Annotated in this window: 21 protein-coding genes; 12 read left to right on the top strand and 9 right to left on the bottom strand. The window is 64.6% G+C overall.

The window, feature by feature from the left end:
• Positions 1 to 12: 12 nt before the first annotated feature.
• The 3 genes from IVB07_RS34325 to IVB07_RS34335 all read left to right on the top strand — a co-directional run bounded on the left by IVB07_RS34325 (position 13) and on the right by IVB07_RS34335 (position 2,446).
• Positions 13 to 774 carry an SDR family NAD(P)-dependent oxidoreductase gene (locus IVB07_RS34325; RefSeq protein ID WP_018458464.1) on the top strand — a complete coding sequence of 254 codons (762 nt, stop codon included), beginning with the start codon at positions 13 to 15 and terminating at the stop codon, positions 772 to 774.
• 10 nt (positions 775 to 784) lie between these two features.
• On the top strand, positions 785 to 1,216 hold the full coding sequence (locus IVB07_RS34330) for a thioesterase family protein (RefSeq protein ID WP_018458463.1): 432 nt from the start codon (positions 785 to 787) through the stop codon (positions 1,214 to 1,216).
• Positions 1,217 to 1,294: 78 nt separating this feature from the next.
• Positions 1,295 to 2,446, top strand: coding sequence for an ABC transporter substrate-binding protein (locus tag IVB07_RS34335; RefSeq protein ID WP_018458462.1), 1,152 nt, complete (start codon positions 1,295 to 1,297; stop codon positions 2,444 to 2,446).
• 177 nt (positions 2,447 to 2,623) lie between these two features.
• Here IVB07_RS34335 and IVB07_RS34340 read toward each other — a convergent pair whose 3' ends face one another.
• Both IVB07_RS34340 and IVB07_RS34345 read right to left on the bottom strand, forming a co-directional pair.
• Positions 2,624 to 3,352, bottom strand: coding sequence for a glutathione S-transferase family protein (locus tag IVB07_RS34340; protein ID WP_018458461.1), 729 nt, complete (start codon positions 3,350 to 3,352; stop codon positions 2,624 to 2,626).
• A gap of 38 nt (positions 3,353 to 3,390) precedes the next feature.
• Positions 3,391 to 3,696 carry a hypothetical protein gene (locus IVB07_RS34345; RefSeq protein ID WP_247294194.1) on the bottom strand — a complete coding sequence of 102 codons (306 nt, stop codon included), beginning with the start codon at positions 3,694 to 3,696 and terminating at the stop codon, positions 3,391 to 3,393.
• Between the two features lie 112 nt (positions 3,697 to 3,808).
• Here IVB07_RS34345 and IVB07_RS34350 point away from each other — a divergent pair, with 112 nt between their 5' ends.
• Both IVB07_RS34350 and IVB07_RS34355 read left to right on the top strand, forming a co-directional pair.
• Positions 3,809 to 4,507, top strand: coding sequence for a YafY family protein (locus tag IVB07_RS34350; protein ID WP_007599649.1), 699 nt, complete (start codon positions 3,809 to 3,811; stop codon positions 4,505 to 4,507).
• A 2-nt stretch (positions 4,508 to 4,509) separates the two neighbouring features.
• A complete protein-coding gene (locus IVB07_RS34355; RefSeq protein WP_018458459.1) occupies positions 4,510 to 4,839 on the top strand; it encodes a YkgJ family cysteine cluster protein in 330 nt (109 codons plus the stop codon).
• 73 nt (positions 4,840 to 4,912) lie between these two features.
• Here IVB07_RS34355 and IVB07_RS34360 read toward each other — a convergent pair whose 3' ends face one another.
• Together IVB07_RS34360 and IVB07_RS34365 are read right to left on the bottom strand one after the other, a co-directional pair.
• On the bottom strand, positions 4,913 to 5,311 hold the full coding sequence (locus tag IVB07_RS34360; protein ID WP_018458458.1) for a hypothetical protein: 399 nt from the start codon (positions 5,309 to 5,311) through the stop codon (positions 4,913 to 4,915).
• A gap of 307 nt (positions 5,312 to 5,618) precedes the next feature.
• Positions 5,619 to 5,966 carry a DUF3307 domain-containing protein gene (locus tag IVB07_RS34365; RefSeq protein ID WP_018458457.1) on the bottom strand — a complete coding sequence of 116 codons (348 nt, stop codon included), beginning with the start codon at positions 5,964 to 5,966 and terminating at the stop codon, positions 5,619 to 5,621.
• 401 nt (positions 5,967 to 6,367) lie between these two features.
• Between IVB07_RS34365 and IVB07_RS34370 the strand changes: the two genes are divergently transcribed.
• The 4 genes from IVB07_RS34370 (at position 6,368) to IVB07_RS34385 (ending at position 10,189) form a co-directional block, all read left to right on the top strand.
• Positions 6,368 to 7,813, top strand: coding sequence for a TAXI family TRAP transporter solute-binding subunit (locus tag IVB07_RS34370; RefSeq protein WP_247364145.1), 1,446 nt, complete (start codon positions 6,368 to 6,370; stop codon positions 7,811 to 7,813).
• A 122-nt stretch (positions 7,814 to 7,935) separates the two neighbouring features.
• Positions 7,936 to 8,154 carry a hypothetical protein gene (locus tag IVB07_RS34375; protein ID WP_018459453.1) on the top strand — a complete coding sequence of 73 codons (219 nt, stop codon included), beginning with the start codon at positions 7,936 to 7,938 and terminating at the stop codon, positions 8,152 to 8,154.
• A gap of 108 nt (positions 8,155 to 8,262) precedes the next feature.
• The gene (locus tag IVB07_RS34380; protein WP_026233815.1) at positions 8,263 to 9,372 is read left to right on the top strand and encodes a cyclic nucleotide-gated ion channel; all 1,110 of its coding nucleotides are present in this window, start codon (positions 8,263 to 8,265) and stop codon (positions 9,370 to 9,372) included.
• Positions 9,373 to 9,403: 31 nt separating this feature from the next.
• Positions 9,404 to 10,189, top strand: coding sequence for an enoyl-CoA hydratase/isomerase family protein (locus tag IVB07_RS34385; protein WP_018459451.1), 786 nt, complete (start codon positions 9,404 to 9,406; stop codon positions 10,187 to 10,189).
• Here the strand turns inward: IVB07_RS34385 and IVB07_RS34390 are convergent, their stop codons facing one another.
• Positions 10,190 to 10,624 (bottom strand): DUF6157 family protein, encoded by a 435-nt coding sequence (locus IVB07_RS34390; protein WP_018459450.1) that lies wholly within the window; start codon positions 10,622 to 10,624, stop codon positions 10,190 to 10,192.
• A 17-nt stretch (positions 10,625 to 10,641) separates the two neighbouring features.
• A complete protein-coding gene (locus tag IVB07_RS34395; protein WP_026233814.1) occupies positions 10,642 to 11,286 on the bottom strand; it encodes a glutathione S-transferase family protein in 645 nt (214 codons plus the stop codon).
• A gap of 81 nt (positions 11,287 to 11,367) precedes the next feature.
• On the opposite strand from IVB07_RS34395, the gene IVB07_RS34400 reads away from it, so the two are divergent.
• Together IVB07_RS34400 and IVB07_RS34405 are read left to right on the top strand one after the other, a co-directional pair.
• Complete coding sequence (locus IVB07_RS34400; protein WP_085361649.1) at positions 11,368 to 12,387, top strand: YafY family protein; 1,020 nt, start codon at positions 11,368 to 11,370, stop codon at positions 12,385 to 12,387.
• A 99-nt stretch (positions 12,388 to 12,486) separates the two neighbouring features.
• A complete protein-coding gene (locus IVB07_RS34405) occupies positions 12,487 to 12,720 on the top strand; it encodes a hypothetical protein (protein WP_018459448.1) in 234 nt (77 codons plus the stop codon).
• A 68-nt stretch (positions 12,721 to 12,788) separates the two neighbouring features.
• On the opposite strand, the gene IVB07_RS34410 is transcribed toward IVB07_RS34405, so the two are convergent.
• From IVB07_RS34410 to IVB07_RS34420, 3 genes are all read right to left on the bottom strand, one after another.
• A complete protein-coding gene (locus IVB07_RS34410; protein WP_018459447.1) occupies positions 12,789 to 13,736 on the bottom strand; it encodes a fatty acid desaturase in 948 nt (315 codons plus the stop codon).
• Between the two features lie 15 nt (positions 13,737 to 13,751).
• Complete coding sequence (locus tag IVB07_RS34415; protein ID WP_247767403.1) at positions 13,752 to 14,768, bottom strand: alpha/beta fold hydrolase; 1,017 nt, start codon at positions 14,766 to 14,768, stop codon at positions 13,752 to 13,754.
• Between the two features lie 154 nt (positions 14,769 to 14,922).
• On the bottom strand, positions 14,923 to 15,726 hold the full coding sequence (locus IVB07_RS34420; protein ID WP_018459445.1) for a hypothetical protein: 804 nt from the start codon (positions 15,724 to 15,726) through the stop codon (positions 14,923 to 14,925).
• A gap of 190 nt (positions 15,727 to 15,916) precedes the next feature.
• Here IVB07_RS34420 and IVB07_RS34425 point away from each other — a divergent pair, with 190 nt between their 5' ends.
• A complete protein-coding gene (locus IVB07_RS34425) occupies positions 15,917 to 17,119 on the top strand; it encodes an MFS transporter (RefSeq protein ID WP_026233813.1) in 1,203 nt (400 codons plus the stop codon).

Below are 17,119 nucleotides of genomic sequence, written 5' to 3' on the forward strand. Positions count from 1 at the left end.
AGGGAGAACGCCATGTTGTTGAAGGATCAGGCTGTCATCGTCACGGGCGGCGCGTCGGGACTGGGCGCGGCGACCGCGCGTAAGCTGGCGGCGCAGGGCGCCAGGGTCGCGGTGTGCGACCTCAATGCCAAGCTCGCCGAAACTGTCGCCGCCGAGATCAAGGGCGTGGCTGTGGCTTGCGACGTCTCCGATGCGGCTTCCGCTGAGGCTGCGATCGCCCAAGCGACCAAGTCCCATGGACCCGCGCGCGTGCTGGTCAATTGCGCCGGCATCGGCGTTGCCAAGCGCGTCGTCGGCCGCGACGGCCCGATGGCGCTCGCCGATTTCGACAAGGTGATCAAGGTCAATTTGATCGGCACCTTCAACATGCTCCGCCTTGCCGCGAACGAGATGTCCAAGCTCGAGCCGCAGGCAACCGGCGAGCGCGGCGTCATCATCAACACGGCATCCGTTGCCGCTTATGACGGCCAGATCGGGCAATCGGCCTATTCGGCCTCCAAGGGCGGCATCGTCGGCATGACGCTGCCGATCGCGCGCGAGCTGGCGCAGTTCGGCGTCCGCGTGCTGACGATCGCGCCCGGCCTGTTCCTCACGCCGCTGCTCGCCAACCTGCCGCAGGAAGCCCAGGACTCGCTCGCCGCCGCGATCCCGTTCCCGCGCCGGCTCGGCCACGCCGACGAGTTCGCGGCGCTCGCCCTGCACATGGTCGAGAATTCCTACCTCAACGGCGAAGTGGTGCGCCTCGACGGCTCGCTGCGCATGGCGCCGAAATAGGGCGCGGCATATGTTCGTGAACCGGCGCGACGTCCAGATCCAGTGGGGTGACTGCGACCCCGCCAACATCGTCTATTACCCGCGTTATTTCGCGATGTTCGACGATTCGACGTCGACCCTGTTCGAAGTCGCCGGCTTCTCCAAGCAGGACCTGGTCAAGAAATACGGCCTGGTGGGCATTCCCATGGTCGATACACGCGCCAAGTTCTACATCCCCTCGACTTATGGCGACTGGATCACCATCGAAACCAAGATCGAGAGCATCAAGCGCTCGAGTTTCGAGGTGAAGCACAGCGTCTTCAAGGGCGAGGCGCTGGCTATCGAGGGTTTCGAGACCCGTGTCCTGGTCGGGCGCGACCCCGTTAACCCCGACAAACTGAAATCGGCACCGTTTCCTGCGGAAATGGTAGCCAAATTCACGGGGAGCGAGGCCCGGAGCTAAATCGCCACATCACCAAAAGAGGGGGCTGAATTACCCCCCGATTTCTGCTTTCAAAGAAACACATAAAGGGAGGAATAGATGAAACGCTTTTACCTGACCGCCGCCGTCACCGCGGCTGCGCTTGCGCTGCCGGCCGTGCCCGCGCGGGCTCAGACCGCCGAGGTCACCATCGGCATCACCACCACCACGACCGGCCCGGGCGCAGCGCTGGGCATTCCCGAGCGCAATGCGCTGGAGTTCGTGCCGAAGGAGATCGGCGGCGTGCCGCTGAAGGTGATCGTACTCGACGACGGCGGCGATCCGACCACCGCGACCACCAACGCCCGCCGCTTCGTGACCGAATCCAAGGCCGACATCATCATGGGCTCGGCGCTGACGCCGCCGACCATCGCGGTGTCCAACGTCGCCAACGAAGCCGGCATTCCGCATTTCGGCCTGGCGCCGTTCCCGATTACGCCGGAGCGCATGAAGTGGTCGGTGGCGATGCCGCAGCCGATCCCGATCGTGGGCAAGGTGCTGTACGACCACATGAAGTCGAAGGGTGTGAAGACCGTCGGTTATATCGGCTATTCCGACTCCTATGGCGACCTCTGGTTCAACGATTTGAAGGCGCAGGCCGTGCCGATGGGCATAACCATCGCCGACGAGGAGCGCTTCGCTCGCCCCGACACGTCGGTGACCGGACAGGTGCTGAAGCTCGTGGCGGCGAATCCCGATGCCATTCTGGTCGGCGCTTCCGGCACCGCGGCCGCGCTGCCGCAGACCGAGCTACGCGAGCGTGGCTATCAGGGCCTGATCTACCAGACCCATGGCGCCGCCAGTATGGACTTCATCCGTATCGCCGGCAAAGCTGCGGAAGGCGTGCTGATGGCCTCTGGTCCCGTCATGGATCCCGAGGACCAGCCGGACGAAGCCGCCACCAAGAAGCCGGGCCTCGCGCTCAACTCGGCCTATGAAGCCAAGTACGGCCCGAACAGCCGCAGCCAGTTCGCCGGTCACTCTTACGACGCCTTCGAGATTCTCAAGCGCATCATCCCGGCGGCACTCAAGACGGCGAAGCCAGGCACGCCGGAATTCCGCGAGGCGATTCGCCAGGCGCTGCTGTCGGAGAAGGAGCTTGCGGCGAGCCAAGGCGTCTACAATTTCACCGAAAAGGATCGCTACGGCCTCGACGAGCGCTCGCGCATCCTGCTCACGGTGAAGAACGGCAAGTACACGCTGGTGAAATAGACGCAGCGGCAGGATTGAGACGACGAGAGCCGGCCCGATGGGCCGGCTCTTTTTGTTTGCAGCGAGCGTAATGCCGGATCGCGTTTGAACAACAGCACCGCTCTCTGAGTTCCCTCCTCCCTTGTGGGGGAGGGGACACACCTTTCTCGGGGCGCTAGATGAGTCTCATTCCAGGCCTCAAGCCGCCTGCCGCAGCGGGGTCCAGGCGAACTCCGGATAGTAACTGTCCATCATCCGGTCGACATAAGCGGTGAGGTTCGGAAATCCTTCGGCGCGACGGCGCAGTGCGGATTCGAAGAACGGCGTCAGGATCCCGGCGAGTGCACCGAAGGCGGTGGCATCGACGCCGCAGGGCTTGTTGCCCATCAGATAGGACTTGTCGCCGAGCTGCACCGAGAGCGCAAACAGCGAGCGCACGGCGAGATCGACGTCGTCATCGGGCGCGTGGCGGCCGAGTCCGGAGAGCAGGTAGTTCTCGGCGACACGGAATTGCGCGTCCTCGCGCAACTTCTCGCGATTGTGCTCCGGCGCGCCGTCGAAGAAATGCGCAGGCCCCTTGGCGAAGTTGACCGGATCGACCCAGCGCGCCCCGACCAGCGCAAAATAAACGTGATGCTCGATCATGCGTTCGAATGCCCAGGCCTGCGCGCGCTCGACGAGCGACAGACCGGCGTCGAAATCGAAGCCGTAGCGGCGCTCGATATGGGCGCGGATGAAAGTGGAATCGGCCACCGCCTCGCCGCCATCGTCGATGAAGGGCAGCTGCCCCTTGGGTGATGCGGGTGGCATCGCCCGCTCCTTCCGGTAGGGCAATCCCGCCATCTTGAGCTGCACCTCCGTCTTGGTGACGAAGGGGCTGATTTCCGGCAGGCCGAAGCCGGCGCCAAAGCCGTAAAGCGTGATCATGAAGGCTCTCCTGAAACGACCGAAAGAGTTGAGGGAACTTAACCGCGGGCTGCTGCCACCATGGTGGCAGCAGCCGTGATATCTTCTGCGAAACGGGCCCCCCGCCAGGCGCGGGCCATGACATGACGGACCAGCGCGTCCGCGGCCTGCACCAGGAAGCGAGCCACCATGGTCGCGAGCGCAAGGCGGAGGTCGAGGACCATGAGATCAAGGGATACGAGGCGGCCGAACGCCCATGCGTACCAAGCTCGGGCTTGCAAACGCGGGACTTGCAAAGGCTGGACCTGTAAAGGCGGGGTCCGCCATAGCGCAGCGGCCGGGCCGAAATGAGTTGGAATGATCATGGACAAATCCTCTTCAGTCGACGTGTTGTCCCGGTATAGAACTCCCCTGCTGCCAACATCCTGTCAGCAGCCGCGCGCCGCCTTCTGAAAAACCACCGACAAGAGATCCGTCATGAGACGCGCCGACCGGCTGTTTCAAATCATCCAGGTGCTGAGGCGCACGCGTAAGCCGCTGACGGCGGACGCCATCGCGGCCGAGCTCGAGACCTCGAAGCGCACGATCTATCGCGACATCGCCACGCTGATCGGCCAGCGCGTGCCGATCCGTGGTGAAGCCGGCATGGGCTACATCCTGGAAAAGGGTTTTGACCTGCCGCCTTTGATGCTGACACCCGACGAAATCGAGGCGGCGGTGCTGGGCGCGCAATGGGTCGCCGGCCATGCCGATCCCGCGCTGGCGCGTGCGGCTGAAGATCTGATGGCCAAGATCGCCGACACTGTCCCTGAGCGCCTGCGTCCGTTCGTGCTGGAGCCGGCAAGCCGGGCCCGACCGAGCTGGAACAGGGAGCCGGACCGCTTGGACATGGCTCGCACGCGCACCCAGATCCACGAAGGCAAGAAGATCATGCTGCGCTATCGCGACGAGCAGGGCCGCGCCAGCGAGCGCATGATCTGGCCGATTTCGATCGGCTATCTCGAAGCCGTGCGCCTGCTCGCGGCCTGGTGCGAGCTGCGCGGCGACTTCCGCAGCTTCCGCACCGACCGCGTGGTCGACGCGAGCTATCCCGACGAGAGATATCCTGAAAGGCGCGACGTGCTGCGCGCGAAATGGCGCCAGAGCCTGGTCTGGGGCCCGCCAAAGGACACGTGACGATGGATGAGAACGCCCCGATCGACCTGTCGAGCTGTTGCCAGAGTTGCGGCGCCTGCTGCGGCTATTCGGCGAACTGGCCGCGCTTCTCGATCGAGAGCGACGAGGAGCTTGCCGCGATTCCCGAAGCGCTCGTCAACGACCGTCAATCCGGCATGCGCTGCGAAGGCGATCGCTGTTCGGCGTTGCAGGGGAACATTGGAAAAGCGACCGCGTGCGGCATCTATGCAGTGCGGCCGGACGTGTGCCGCACCTGCATGCCGGGCGATGCCGAATGCGCGATGGCGCGACGGAAATTCGGGCTGCCGGTGATAGAGGCCGCCGGCGCATGATCCGGAAAAGTGTGCAGCGGTTTTCCGCCGAGATCATACGCCAATAGAGAGCTAGAGCGCGATCGATCGTGCTTTAGGCCGGGACGGCTTCGCCGATCTCGTCGTCGATCTCGTCGTCCAGCGGCGCGAGCACCGAGAGCGGCTTGGTCGACAGCGTGATCGGCTTGCGGCCACCCGACAGCGACGGCGAGGATTTCGCCGCGCCTTCGCGCGCAAGCGCGTAGAGCGTCGAACCGACACGGCCGCCGTTCTCGATCAGGTCGCGCTCGTTACAGCTGCCAGCGATCGCGACCGCCAGCGAGTGCAGATGGCTGCGCCGATAGCAGAACAGCGCCAGCCTGGCGCGCGCGTCAGGGGAAACACTTTCAACCAGCCTCGGCAGGCCACTCTCGCTGGCGCGGTACATCTCGCCAAGGAGTTCGTCGCGGACCGGGCAGGAATCGCCTTCAAAGGTATCGCGGCTTGAAAACATTGCAGTTCTCCCTCGTCTGGGAAGATGCAGTGCAATTCTCTAATGAAAGGTTAACCACGCTGCCCGGTAGTCACCCGGGGGTCCTTGCGCGTGGGCCGCGAATCAATGGGCTGGGCGGGGATCCAGCCGCGCTATCTGAGCCGATGAGTCAGGCGCGAACGCCTCCACGCGTCATGGCCGGGCTTGTCCCGGCCATCCACGGAAAGCCGAGAGGCGCGAAGAACGTGGATGCCCGGGACAAGCCCGGGCATGACGACCTCTTGTGGATGCCGATGGACGACCACCTACGCGCCGAGGCCGCCAGCGGTCAGTTCGCCGCCATGAAGATGGAGAGGCCGAAGCCAGTCAGATGGTGCAGGGCCTGGTCGACACCGATCAGGGTCCAGAACCAGGGATGCGCAAGATCGACACCGAAATTGGCTGAGACGAGGCCCTTGGCGCGGTCGATCGTGATGTGGATGACGAAGTCGATCAGCGCCACAAACCAGAATTTCGGCGCCACGATCAGGATCAGCGGCAGCGCAACCGCAAGGTGAACCAGGCAGTGCACCAGGAGCGGCAGGGCCCAGCCGTGCTTCTGGTCCTTGCCGTGCGCCATCCAGGCGGTCTGGAGGACGAAATCGGCGATGATGTGCTTGAACGTCAGCAGCAACATCCAACCAATGAGGGCTTCGACCGGAACCGCCGATGACAGAGGTGGAAACGACAAGGCGCCCTCGTTGACGTGACAAGAAGAATTGGAGCGTTCAGCGCAATCTCTTCCTGGACCGGTCAAATCGCCGGGACTTGCGATTTATGACACCTCCCGCGGCGGAATGCAGCCGGGGGGAACCGGAAAATCGCCAACTGTGGCTAACTGGTGATAGGATGACCAATCGCCGGAGCCGAGTTGAGTAAGGTTACCTTCGGCTCGGAATTTGCATTCCGCGGCCTGCGCGCTACCATCGTCAGTAGAGAATATCGTTCTTTTTTCAGACGTTTACGAATTACAGGGCGACCGCAGCGATCACATCCGCAAGCCGCCCGCCACCGGAAGCATAAGGCCAGAGTGCTGCCATGAGTACTGAGGGCCCGACCTCATCGCCGATCGAGCCACCGCCCCGGCGACCCAAGGTGATCAAGACCAATCAGCAGCAGGTCTTCCTCTACGTCGTGCTGACCCTGCTGTTGTCGCTTGCCACCGTCTGGGGCGGCCGCATGCTGGTGCACAATTCGGAGACGCTGACCTTTGCGGTCGGCGCCCCCAACAGCGACGAGGCGCTGTTCGCAGCCAAGCTCGCCGCCGTCCTGAAGAACAACGCCTCGCGCTTCCGGATCAAGATCGTCAACAACGCCGACAACGCCAAGGCGATCGCCCAGTTCGATCGCAAGCAGGCCGACCTCGCGGTGCTGCGCACCGACGCCAAGGTGCCGCTGCGGGCACGCACGCTCGCGATCCTCGAGCACGATATCGTGCTGCTGCTCGGGCCCGGAAACAAGAAGATCAAGTCGCTCGCCGAGCTGAAGAAGAAGAAGGTCGCCGTCGTCGCCGACAACGACTCCGCGCTCGTCTTCGTCCGCGGTATCCTCGACGTTCCGGAGGGTGCGGACGCGGGGAGGATCCGGATGGCGCCACAGGGCGCTACACTCGACAAGCTGTTCGCGCCGGCGAGCGGCTTTGGCGCAGTCGTCGCCATCGTCCACGCCTCGCGGGCGGTGCGGGACAAGGCGTATGAGCAGGTCGCCAGGCGCGGCGGCTTCACGCTGAACGCGATCGACGAGGCGAAAGCGCAGGCGCGCAAGATCCCCGGCATTTCCAGCGAGACGCTGACGGCGGGCACGCTGTCTGCATCGCCGGAAATTCCCGGCGACGATCTCGACACGATCGGGCTCGAATGGTTGCTGGTCGCCCAATCCAGGATGTCGCCGACGGCGGCCGGGGAGCTCGCGCGCACCGTCTACGAGAACAAGTCCGCGCTCGGGCTCGACAGCGGCTTTGCCACTAGGATCGAGCCCGCCTCCGTCGAGAAGGACGCCTTCGTGATGGCGCATCAAGGGGCGGCCGACTACATCAACGACGACACCAAGTCGTTCATGGATAAGTACAGCGACCTGATGTATCTCGGCGCTGCCGCGCTCAGCGTCATCGGCTCGATCTTCGCCGCGATCTACGCCAAGATCACCCGGATCGCGCCGGAGAAGGCCAGCGAGCTGGCCACCGCCATCCTCGACATCGGCGAGCGGATCGAACATGCGCATTCGCTCGACCAGCTCGAATGTCTCCAGGACGAGCTGGAAGGCATTTTACGCGGCGCCGTCATCGGCCTCAGAGACGGCACGATCAGTACCGACGGGCTCGACACCTTCAAGCTCGGCTACGAATTCGTCCGCGACGAGATCGGCATGCGCCGCGACTATCTCAAGCGCCATGCGGGCGCGGGCGAGAAGGCCGCTCAGGATGTGGCCCCTTCCCAGCACGACGAGAGCAATGTCGTGGTGGTGAAGACAGCTCAGAGTGCCTGACCCATCAATTTGAGGACCTACGGCGACGCCTTGCCGGCACGTCTTCGAGCGACCGGGGGCCCTAGGCCGGGAACCGTCCCTGTCCACAACCGTTTGTTCTCGGATCAACCGGAGACCGCGCCATGCGTGCACTCCTCATCATCTTCCTGCTGGGAATGTTGGCCGCGGTTGGCTATTTCGTTTATTCCGCGATGGCGGTCGAGGGCGAGCCGATCCCGACGGAAGGCTACGTGGCGCTGGCGTTGGGGGCCGGTTTTTCCGTTCTTGTCGGCATCGGCTTGATGGTGCTGCTGTTCTTCAGCAGCCGTCGCGGCTACGACGAACCGCCGCATTTCAAGTAGCGGCGCGTGGTCCGGCGGACCGTCGTTGACGGCCTCGAGCCGGGCAGGCACTTTGGCAGCGAGGTTCCAGCCGGGGACCGCAAAGACGAAACTGAGCCGCCTGCTCGCATGTCCAAGCCGCTGATCTCCGCTCTGGCCCAGTTCGCGGCCGCCACGGCCGGCCGCAACATGACCAGGGCGGCCTATGTGGCCGTCGCCGTCGGCGTGCTTGCCATGGTGCTCCTGACGGTCAACCCGGCCTATGAGACGGCACATCGCTGGGTCGACGCCCTGCTTTGGACCTGTCTCGTGTACTTCGTATACGAATGGGTGGTCCGGCTGCGCCATATGACGCGACAGGGGCGCCTTGCACTCTACATGTCCTCCTCCGCCGGGCTGGTCGACGCGGTCGGTGCGTTGGCCGTGCCGGCCGCGCTGATTCTCGGGATCGAGCCCAGGACGGCGTGGCTGCTCAGCGTGCTCTGGGTGCTGAAGGTGGTGCCGGGCATTCCCGGCCTGCGGCAGCTCCGCCGCGTGCTGGTGCTGGAATCGGGGCCGCTGGTCAGCGTGCTCGTGATCTTCCTGATGGTGGTCTTCCTGGCCTCGGTTGCCGAATATTTCCTGGAGCGGGACGTGCAGCCGCAGACGTTCGGCAGCGTGCCGGCCGCGCTGTGGTGGGCCGTCGCAACCCTGACGACGACGGGCTATGGCGACGTGGTGCCGGTGACGCCGCTGGGCCGCATGGTGGCGGCGCTGGTGATGATCTCCGGCCTCGGTGTGTTCGGCCTCTGGACCGGCATTTTGGCGACCGGCTTTGCCGCGGAGACCCGGCGCGACAATTTCCTCAAGACCTGGGAATCCGTCAGCAAGGTGCCGTTCTTTGCAGCGCTTGGACCGGCCGCCATCGCCGACGTCACCCACATGCTGCGCACCATGGAGCTGCCGGCGCGCACCATGATCATCCGCAAGGGTGCGCAGGGCGACTGCATGTATTTCATCGCCGCCGGCGAGGTCGAGGTCGACCTGCCCGGCAAGAAGGTGCGGCTCGGCGATGGCGCCTTCTTCGGCGAGATGGCCTTGCTCGGCAACAATTTGCGCGGCGCCAACGTCTCGACCACCAAGGTGTCGCGGCTTCTTGTGCTCGACCTCGTCGACTTCCGCGTGCTGATGGCGCGGCATCCCGATCTCGCCGAGACCATCGATGCCGAGGCGAAGCGGCGCACGCTCGAAAACAAATAAATGGCGACAAGCAAAATAAATGGAGACAAGAATGTCGGACACAGCCGACGCAGCCACTGGCCCGGTGCTCGAACTCGTTGGCGCACGCGCCACCATCCGCCTCAACCGGCCCAAACATCTCAACCGGCTCCAGGCCGAGGATCTCGGCGAACTGGTCAAACTGTTCGACCGGGTCGAGGCCGATCCTGCTATCCGCGTGCTGGTGCTGACCGGCACGGGGCGCGCCTTCTCCGCCGGCTATGACCTCAATTCCGTTGCCGAGCGCGCGGTCAGTGCGAACGAGCAGCAGAGCGCGGGATCGGCGTTCGAGGTGGTCGTCAACCGGCTGGAGGATCTCGGCGTCCCCACGATCTGCCGGCTCAACGGCGGCGTCTATGGCGGCGCGACCGACCTCGCGCTTGCCTGCGACTTCCGCATCGGCGTCGATACCGCCGAGATGTTCATGCCCGCGGCACGGCTCGGGCTGCATTACTACAGCAGCGGCATCAAGCGTTACGTGACGCGGCTCGGCGTCGACAATGCAAAAAAACTGTTCCTGACCGCGCAAAAGATCAGCGCGCCGGAGATGCTGCGGATCGGCTATCTCACCGACATGGTGGCGTTGGAGTTTCTGGACGAGGAGGTCGACAGGCTCGCTGCGATCCTCGCCGGCAACGCGCCGCAGGCGATGCGCGGCATGAAGCGCGCCATCAACGAATTCGCCCGCGGCGAATTGGACGCGCAAGCCGCCGATCAGCGTCACCGCGACAGCATGCGCGGCGACGAGATCAAGGAAGGCATCAAGGCGTTCGCGGAGAAGCGACCGCCGAAATTCTGATCAAGCCCGCTTCGACCGCATCGCGCGCACCTGCGTGAGCCTGGGATCGCGGGCAAGCGCCTTGTAGTGTTTGCTCTCGATGGGATAGATCGCGATCCGGCCCTTGCTATCGGCATGAACGCCCCAGCCGAAGCGCTTGCCCAGGCTCGACGCCCTCATGCACGCCTGCCCTCGGGAGAAGAACGCTTCGCGGGCCGCCTGCTTCTCCGTTTTCGTCGCCTTCACGGCGAGTTCGCGTCCCGACGCAGAGGTCGCGAAGATCACGTCGTCGGACGTGTATTTGTAAGGCGCCTTGGCGATCATCCCGTATTGCAGGCACGCCACCGTCGGCTTTCCCGCGCGCAGCGGCGGCTCTTCGCCGGTACGCGCAGGACAATCTTCAGCAACCTGGATGAAGGTGTTGAAGCAGTTGGTCGTGTGCACCGGCTTCGTCATCTGCAACCCCGGTTCATTCAACCGCCAGCCGCCGCAGCATGCTGCGCCGCCATCTCAGCGTCCGCTGCGTTGATGCGCTGGAACGCGGGCCGCGAGGTCATGCGTTCGGCATAGCGGACGAACACGTCCTTTTTCGGCACAATGCCGAACATCATGGTCCAGCTGAACGCGACGCCCCACAGCACGTCGGCGCCCGTCATGCGCTCGCCGAGCAGATACGGGCCCTTCGACAGCTGCGCCTCGAGCGCGCCGAGCATGATGTCATAGTCGGCATACGGCGATTGCGTGATCGGTGCCGGCTCGCGCTGCATGAACTTGTCGATCAGGGCCGGCTCGAACGAGGCGCCGTAATAGGCGATCCAGCGCAGATACGGGCCGCGCAGCGGATCGTTCAGCGCGGGTGTCAGCCCCGCCTGCGGAAACAAATCGGCTAGATAGATGGTGATCGCGACCTGCTCGGTCACCAGCGCGTTGCGGTGGTGGATCGCCGGCACCTTGCCGAGCGGGTTGATGGCGAGATAGGCCGGCTGGCGCTGCTCGCCGGCCTTCATGTTGAGGACACGAAGATCATAAGGCGCTCCCAGTTCCTCCAGCAGCACCCGCGTGCCGGTGGCCCGGGTTTGCGGCGAATAATACAGCGTGATGCGGTTCGGATCAGTCATGGCGGTCTCCATCTGCCGGCTGGCGATGGCGTTGTAGCGGACCATACCTGACATCCTGTGTCAGGTATGGTTTAAGGAATCATGCGCGCGAGCCGGATGCTGTCGATCCTCACCACCCTCCAGGCCAAGGGGCAGGTCACCGCGCCCGAGCTCGCGCAGGCCTGCGAAGTCTCGGTGCGCACGATCTACCGCGACATCGACGCGCTCGCGGCGTCCGGCGTCCCCGTCTATGCCGACCGCGGGGCGGAGGGCGGCTATCGCCTGCTCGACGGCTATCGCGTGCGGCTGAACGGTCTGTCGCAGAGCGAGGCGGAAGCGCTGTTTCTGGGGGGATTGCCGGGCCCAGCGGCGGCGTTCGGGCTGGATGCGGCGATGATCGCCGCACAGAACAAGCTGATGGCCGCGCTGCCCGCCAATTTGCGCGAAGACGCCGGACGGATGCAGGAGCGCTTTCACCTCGACGCGCCGGGCTGGTTCGGCGAGGCGGAAGAACCGAAGCATCTGCGCACGATCGCCGCCGCGACCCTGCGCGGGACACTGATCAAGATCCGCTACCAGAGCTGGCGCGCCGAGAAGCAGCGTCGCGTCGCGCCGCTCGGTCTCGTGCTGAAAGGGGGCAGCTGGTATCTCGCAGGTCTGGTCGACGGCAGCGTGCGGACCTATCGCGTCGCGCGCGTGCTCGACTGCACCGCGCTCGACGATCGGTGTGAGCGGCCCGCCGGTTTCGATCTCGCCGGCTATTGGCGGGATGCAACGCTGCGTCTTGAGGCCGAGATGCATCCCAATGTCGCGATCGTTCGGCTGTCGCCCTTCGGCGTGAAACTGCTCGATGCCCTGAGCCAGCCTTACGTCAGGGCGCGTACGCAGCTCGAAGAGACCGCGGATGCGGACGGCTGGCGCATTGCCAGAGTGCCGACCGGCAAGACGTCATGGCATGCCGCCGCCGAATTGTTGCGGCTCGGGCCCGAGGCCGAAGTGCTGGAGCCGGCCGACCTGCGCGAGAAGATGGCCGAGCTGACAGAGGCGATGGCTGTGCGCTATCGCGCGGCGCGGAAAACAGGACGGCGGCGCGACGCGCCGCGACCGACGAAACACTCCTGAAACACGATTCTCCCCGCGCTGCATGAACGCATTCGCGTTTCGGCTCGACCGAGATGCAGGGACACAACAACGGCCCTTACGCCAAACTGGAGAATGAAAATGTTTCGTAAGCTTGCACTTGGTCTGATCGCCGCCGGCTCGCTCGGCGTTGCCGCTCTCGCCCCCACCGCCGCGTCGGCCCACGGCTTCCACCATCACTGGGGTCACGGCTGGGGCTTTGGCGGGGTCTACGTCAACAGCGGCGTCAACAATTGCTATCAGGAGCGCGTCGTCCAGACCCGCCACGGCCTGCGCGTCCGCGTCGTGAACGTCTGCGCATACGGGATCTACTGATATCCCGCATTCACGACAAAGCCCCGATCGCACCGCGATCGGGGCTTTGCGCGTCGATTTTTCTTCCGCTAGCCGGCCTGTCTATGTCGCCGAAACCAGGCCCAGGTCTCGCGCGTCGTCCGGATGTAGCCGCGGCCACGATGGACGATTTCGCCGTCGACGATCCCGTTCAGCTTCGGCAGTGCGTGGAACGGGATCGAGGGATAGGCGTGATGCTCGACATGGTAGGGCATGTTCCACGCGATCCATTTGACGATCGCGCCGGTGTAGGTGGTGCGGGTGTTCTGGAATGCGCTGCGGGTACGCTCGCAGCCGGTGTGCTCGGCGTAGAGATAGGGACGCAGGAAGAACTGCCCAATGATCAACGGCACGATCCAGACCCAGAGCAGCAGCGCCGACGAGAACCACAACGACAGCACGAGCAGCAGCGCATAGAGCGCGACATAGGCGCGCGCCTCGGTGACGATGATGGCGCGCCTGTTCTCGGGGATCCATGGCACGACGACCTTGCCGGTGACGGCATGGCCGAGCATCAGCCACAGGCGGCCGGCGACCTGAAGCACGCCGCTATAGGCGAGCGCGAGCTGCGTGTCGGATTTCGGCTTCACGCCGACGACGAGCTCCGGGTCCCTCTCGGGGTCTTGGGTGTAGCGGTGATGGTCCCAGTGAAACAGGCAATAATATTCGTAGGGCAAGCCGATGATGAAGCCCGAGAGATAGCCGACCACGAGGTTGAGACCGCGACTTTTGAACGCGGTCTTGTGCGCGGTCTCGTGCACGGCCATGAACAGGAAGGCGACGAGATAGCCCTGCACCGCCATCAGCGGCAACGCCCAAAGGATACCCCAGGTCGTCGAGACCCGCCAGATCAGCGCGCCGACCAGTACGACCATGCCGTAATGGCCGAGGCTCTGCACGGCGCCCCTGAGGTTGGACCGCACCGACAGTTCACGCAGCATCGCCGGCGCCAACGGCTTCAGCCGATGGCCGGAGTCTGAAACGGTTGCGTCGCTCATGATCGGATGCCTGCCCTACTTGCCGAGAAGCTCCGCGATCTCGGCCTTGATGAAGGCCCGATCGCGCGGATTGTTGATGGGGTTGCCGGCGCGATGGCCGTGCAGCGACGGGATCGGATGCAGCACCGCAGAGCGCGCATTGACCAGCCGGCCGAGTTCGTCCTCGTTGTCGCGGACGTCGAAATAGCGGTCGGTCGCACCGGGCATCAGCAGCATGTGGGCCGTGATCGCACCGAGCGCGCGATCGAAATCGCCGTTGAATGTGGCGCAGCGAGTGATATCTCCGTTCTGCCAGATCCCGATCTGAGCCAGGAGATCGTTGGCATCGCGCCGGGCAAACGCCGCGTCCCATGTGCGGACGAGATAGTCGTCCAACGAGGTGAAGCCTGCTTCGCGCCAGATCTCGTCGCGATAGAAACCGTGCGACATCGCCCAACCCGCGTAGACTCGCCCCATGGCGCGATAGCCTGCGACGGGCTTCTCGGCGAAGCGGCCGTCACGGAAGGCGGGATCGGCGGTCAGCGCGGCCTTCACACTTTCCAGGAAGACGTAATTATAGGGCGCACAACGGGCACTGCCGCAGACGACGGCCGCCCGTTCGACCATATCGGGATGCAGCGCCGCCCAGTGATAGGCCTGCATGCCGCCCATCGACCAGCCATAGACCAAGGCTAGCTTCGAGATGCCGAACCGCTCGGTGAGCAGCCGATGCTGGACCGCGATGGCATCGTGATAGCTCACGATCGGGAACGGCGCGGCGGTATTCGACGGCGAGGACGACAGGCCGTTGCCGAACAGGTTCGGAATCACGATGAAGTAGCGCGTGGGGTCGAGCACGCCGTCGGGGCCGATCAGCCACTCGGTGTCGGTGTGCTGCGCGCTGAACGAGGTCGGATAGAGAATGACATTGTCCTTGTCCGGACCGAGCGTGCCGTAGGTCTTGTAGGCGAGCTTGAGCGAAGGGACGACGGCCCCGGACCGGAGCGTGACGTCGCCGGCCTCGAAGATCTCGTAGTCGCGCCCTGCCGTCATGGACCGAACTCCCGCTCACGCGGCGAGCGCGCCGCGGAAACAGCGATGCATCGATCATGCCGGTCCCGCAGACGCATCGTCGCGTAACGCTTAATAACTGTACTTATAGTCCATTTATTGTGGATCAGCAAGATAAATCCCGTCGCGAGCCGGCTCAGGCGATGGCGGCCAGGTAGCGCGCGACAGAGGCCGCGAAGGCGGCCTTGGCGCCTGCGGCGATGTTGCGGTCCCACCAGGCGCCGTAGATGCGATCGAAGGCCAGCGGCTCGACGGCAGCCGCAATCCGTCGCACTGCGGCGGCATTGAGTGGCATGTAGTTCGGATATGAGTACATGAAGCTGACGAAGCGGCGATCCATCGTGACCTGCGCGATATCGCCGGTGAGCAGCGCGCCCCTGCCGTCCGCACCCCTCGCATGGTGCAGCATGGTGGCGCCGGCGAAGTGACCACCGGTGCGCAGGAGCAGCACATCGTCGGAGATGCGATGGTTTTCGCCGGTCCAGTGCACGATCGACGCATGCGGACGCGTCACCCATTGGCGATCATCGGCGTGCAAATAGACCGGCACCCCGCCGAACGCCTCGCTCCAGTCGGCGAGCGCGCCATAGTAATGCGGATGCGAGATCGCGATCGCCTTCAACCCGCCGAGCGACCGCATATGCGCGATCGCCTCCGGCGTCGCCAGCGGTACGCAGTCCCACATCAGCCAGCCGTCCGCGAGCGGCACCAGCAGCGCCCGCTGGCCGATCGCAAAACTTGGCTCGAGCGCGATGCCGGTCAAGCCGAGATCGTCGCGCCAGGCCAGGCAGTGACGTTCCGAGAGCGCCTCGCGCGTGAGGAAAGTCTGGCCCTTCCAACCGACGTATTGCCGCTCGTCCTCGCAAATCTGACAGGCCGCGGGCGGATTTTCGCCATCCGGGAATTGCGCGCCGCAGGTTTCGCAGGTCCAGAGAGGCATGCCGTACTCCCAACAGAGACAATCCAACGTCAATAAGGAATTGCTGGCCGTAACTGCAAGGCCCGCCTCCGGGCAAGGGCTGGAACCAACCCGATCAGCACTCGTTAATGCCTCGTCCGCGCCAGAACGATTGGCTGAAAGGATTATGTCCCACCCGCCGTATTCCGGCTGAGACGACGTTTTGGTATCGATGACATCGCGGTCCCCCTCCTCGTCTCGTATCTGGCCCCTGTTCGCTCTCAACTTCTTCATGGCCGACATGCAGTCGGGCATCGGCCCTTTCGTCGGCGTCTTCCTCCAGGAGCGCGGCTGGGCGAGCGGGTTGATCGGTACCGCGATGACGATCGGCAATGTCGCGGGCATGCTGATCACCACGCCGATCGGCGGCTTCATCGACGCCAGCCGCAACAAGCGCATGTGGGTCGTGATTCCCGGCATCTGCGTGGTGCTCGCCTCCGCGATCATCCTGATCTCGCAAAATTTCTGGGCGGTGACGTTCTCGCAGATCGCACAATCGCTGGCGAGCGCCGCGATCGTGCCCGCGGTCACCGGCATCACGCTCGGCATCGCCAAGCAGAAGGGCTTCAACGCGCTCAACGGCCGCAACCAGGCCTTCAACCACGCCGGCAACATGGTCGGCGCCGCGCTGTCGGGCTATCTCGGTTACAAGTTCGGCTATGTCTCGGTGTTCGTGCTGGCGGCGGTGTTCGGCGCCATCGCGATCGCCTGTGTGATGATGATTCCGGCCAAGGCGATCGATGATCGCGCCGCGCGCGGCAGCAAGGAGGACGATCCCGACAGCGCGCCGGACGCGTTCACGATGCTGCTCAAGCACCGCGCGCTGCTGGTGCTGGCACTGGCGCTCGCGCTGTTTCATCTCGGCAATGCCGCCATCGTTCCGCTCTATGGCCTGGCGGCGGTCGCCGAGGGCCAGGCCAACGGCCCGAGCTTCGTCGCGACCATCGTGGTGATCGCACAAGGCGTCATGGTCATCACGTCGCTGATCGCAATGAAGGCGGCGAGCAAGCGCAACTACTGGCCCATCATTCTTGTCTCCTTCATGTTCCTGCCCATCCGCGGCGTGCTCGCCTTCTTCGTCACGGGATGGTGGGGCGTCGTACCGATGCAGGTGCTCGACGGCCTGGGCACCGGACTCCAGACGGTTGCCGTCCCCGGCATGGTCGCGCGCTCGCTCAACGGCACCGGCCGCATCAATCTCGGCCAGGGTGCCGTGATCACCGTGCAGGGTGTCGGCGCGAGCCTCAGCCCCGCGCTTGGCGGCTGGATCGCGCAATGGATCGGCTACGGCCCGACATTCCTGCTGCTCGGCGGTTTCGGCCTCGCGTCCATGGCGCTGTGGTTCGCGTTCGGCGCCCACGTGAAGAAGTATTGA

Source organism: Bradyrhizobium sp. 172, assembly GCF_023101065.1.
Classification (GTDB): Bacteria; Pseudomonadota; Alphaproteobacteria; order Rhizobiales; family Xanthobacteraceae; genus Bradyrhizobium; species Bradyrhizobium canariense_D.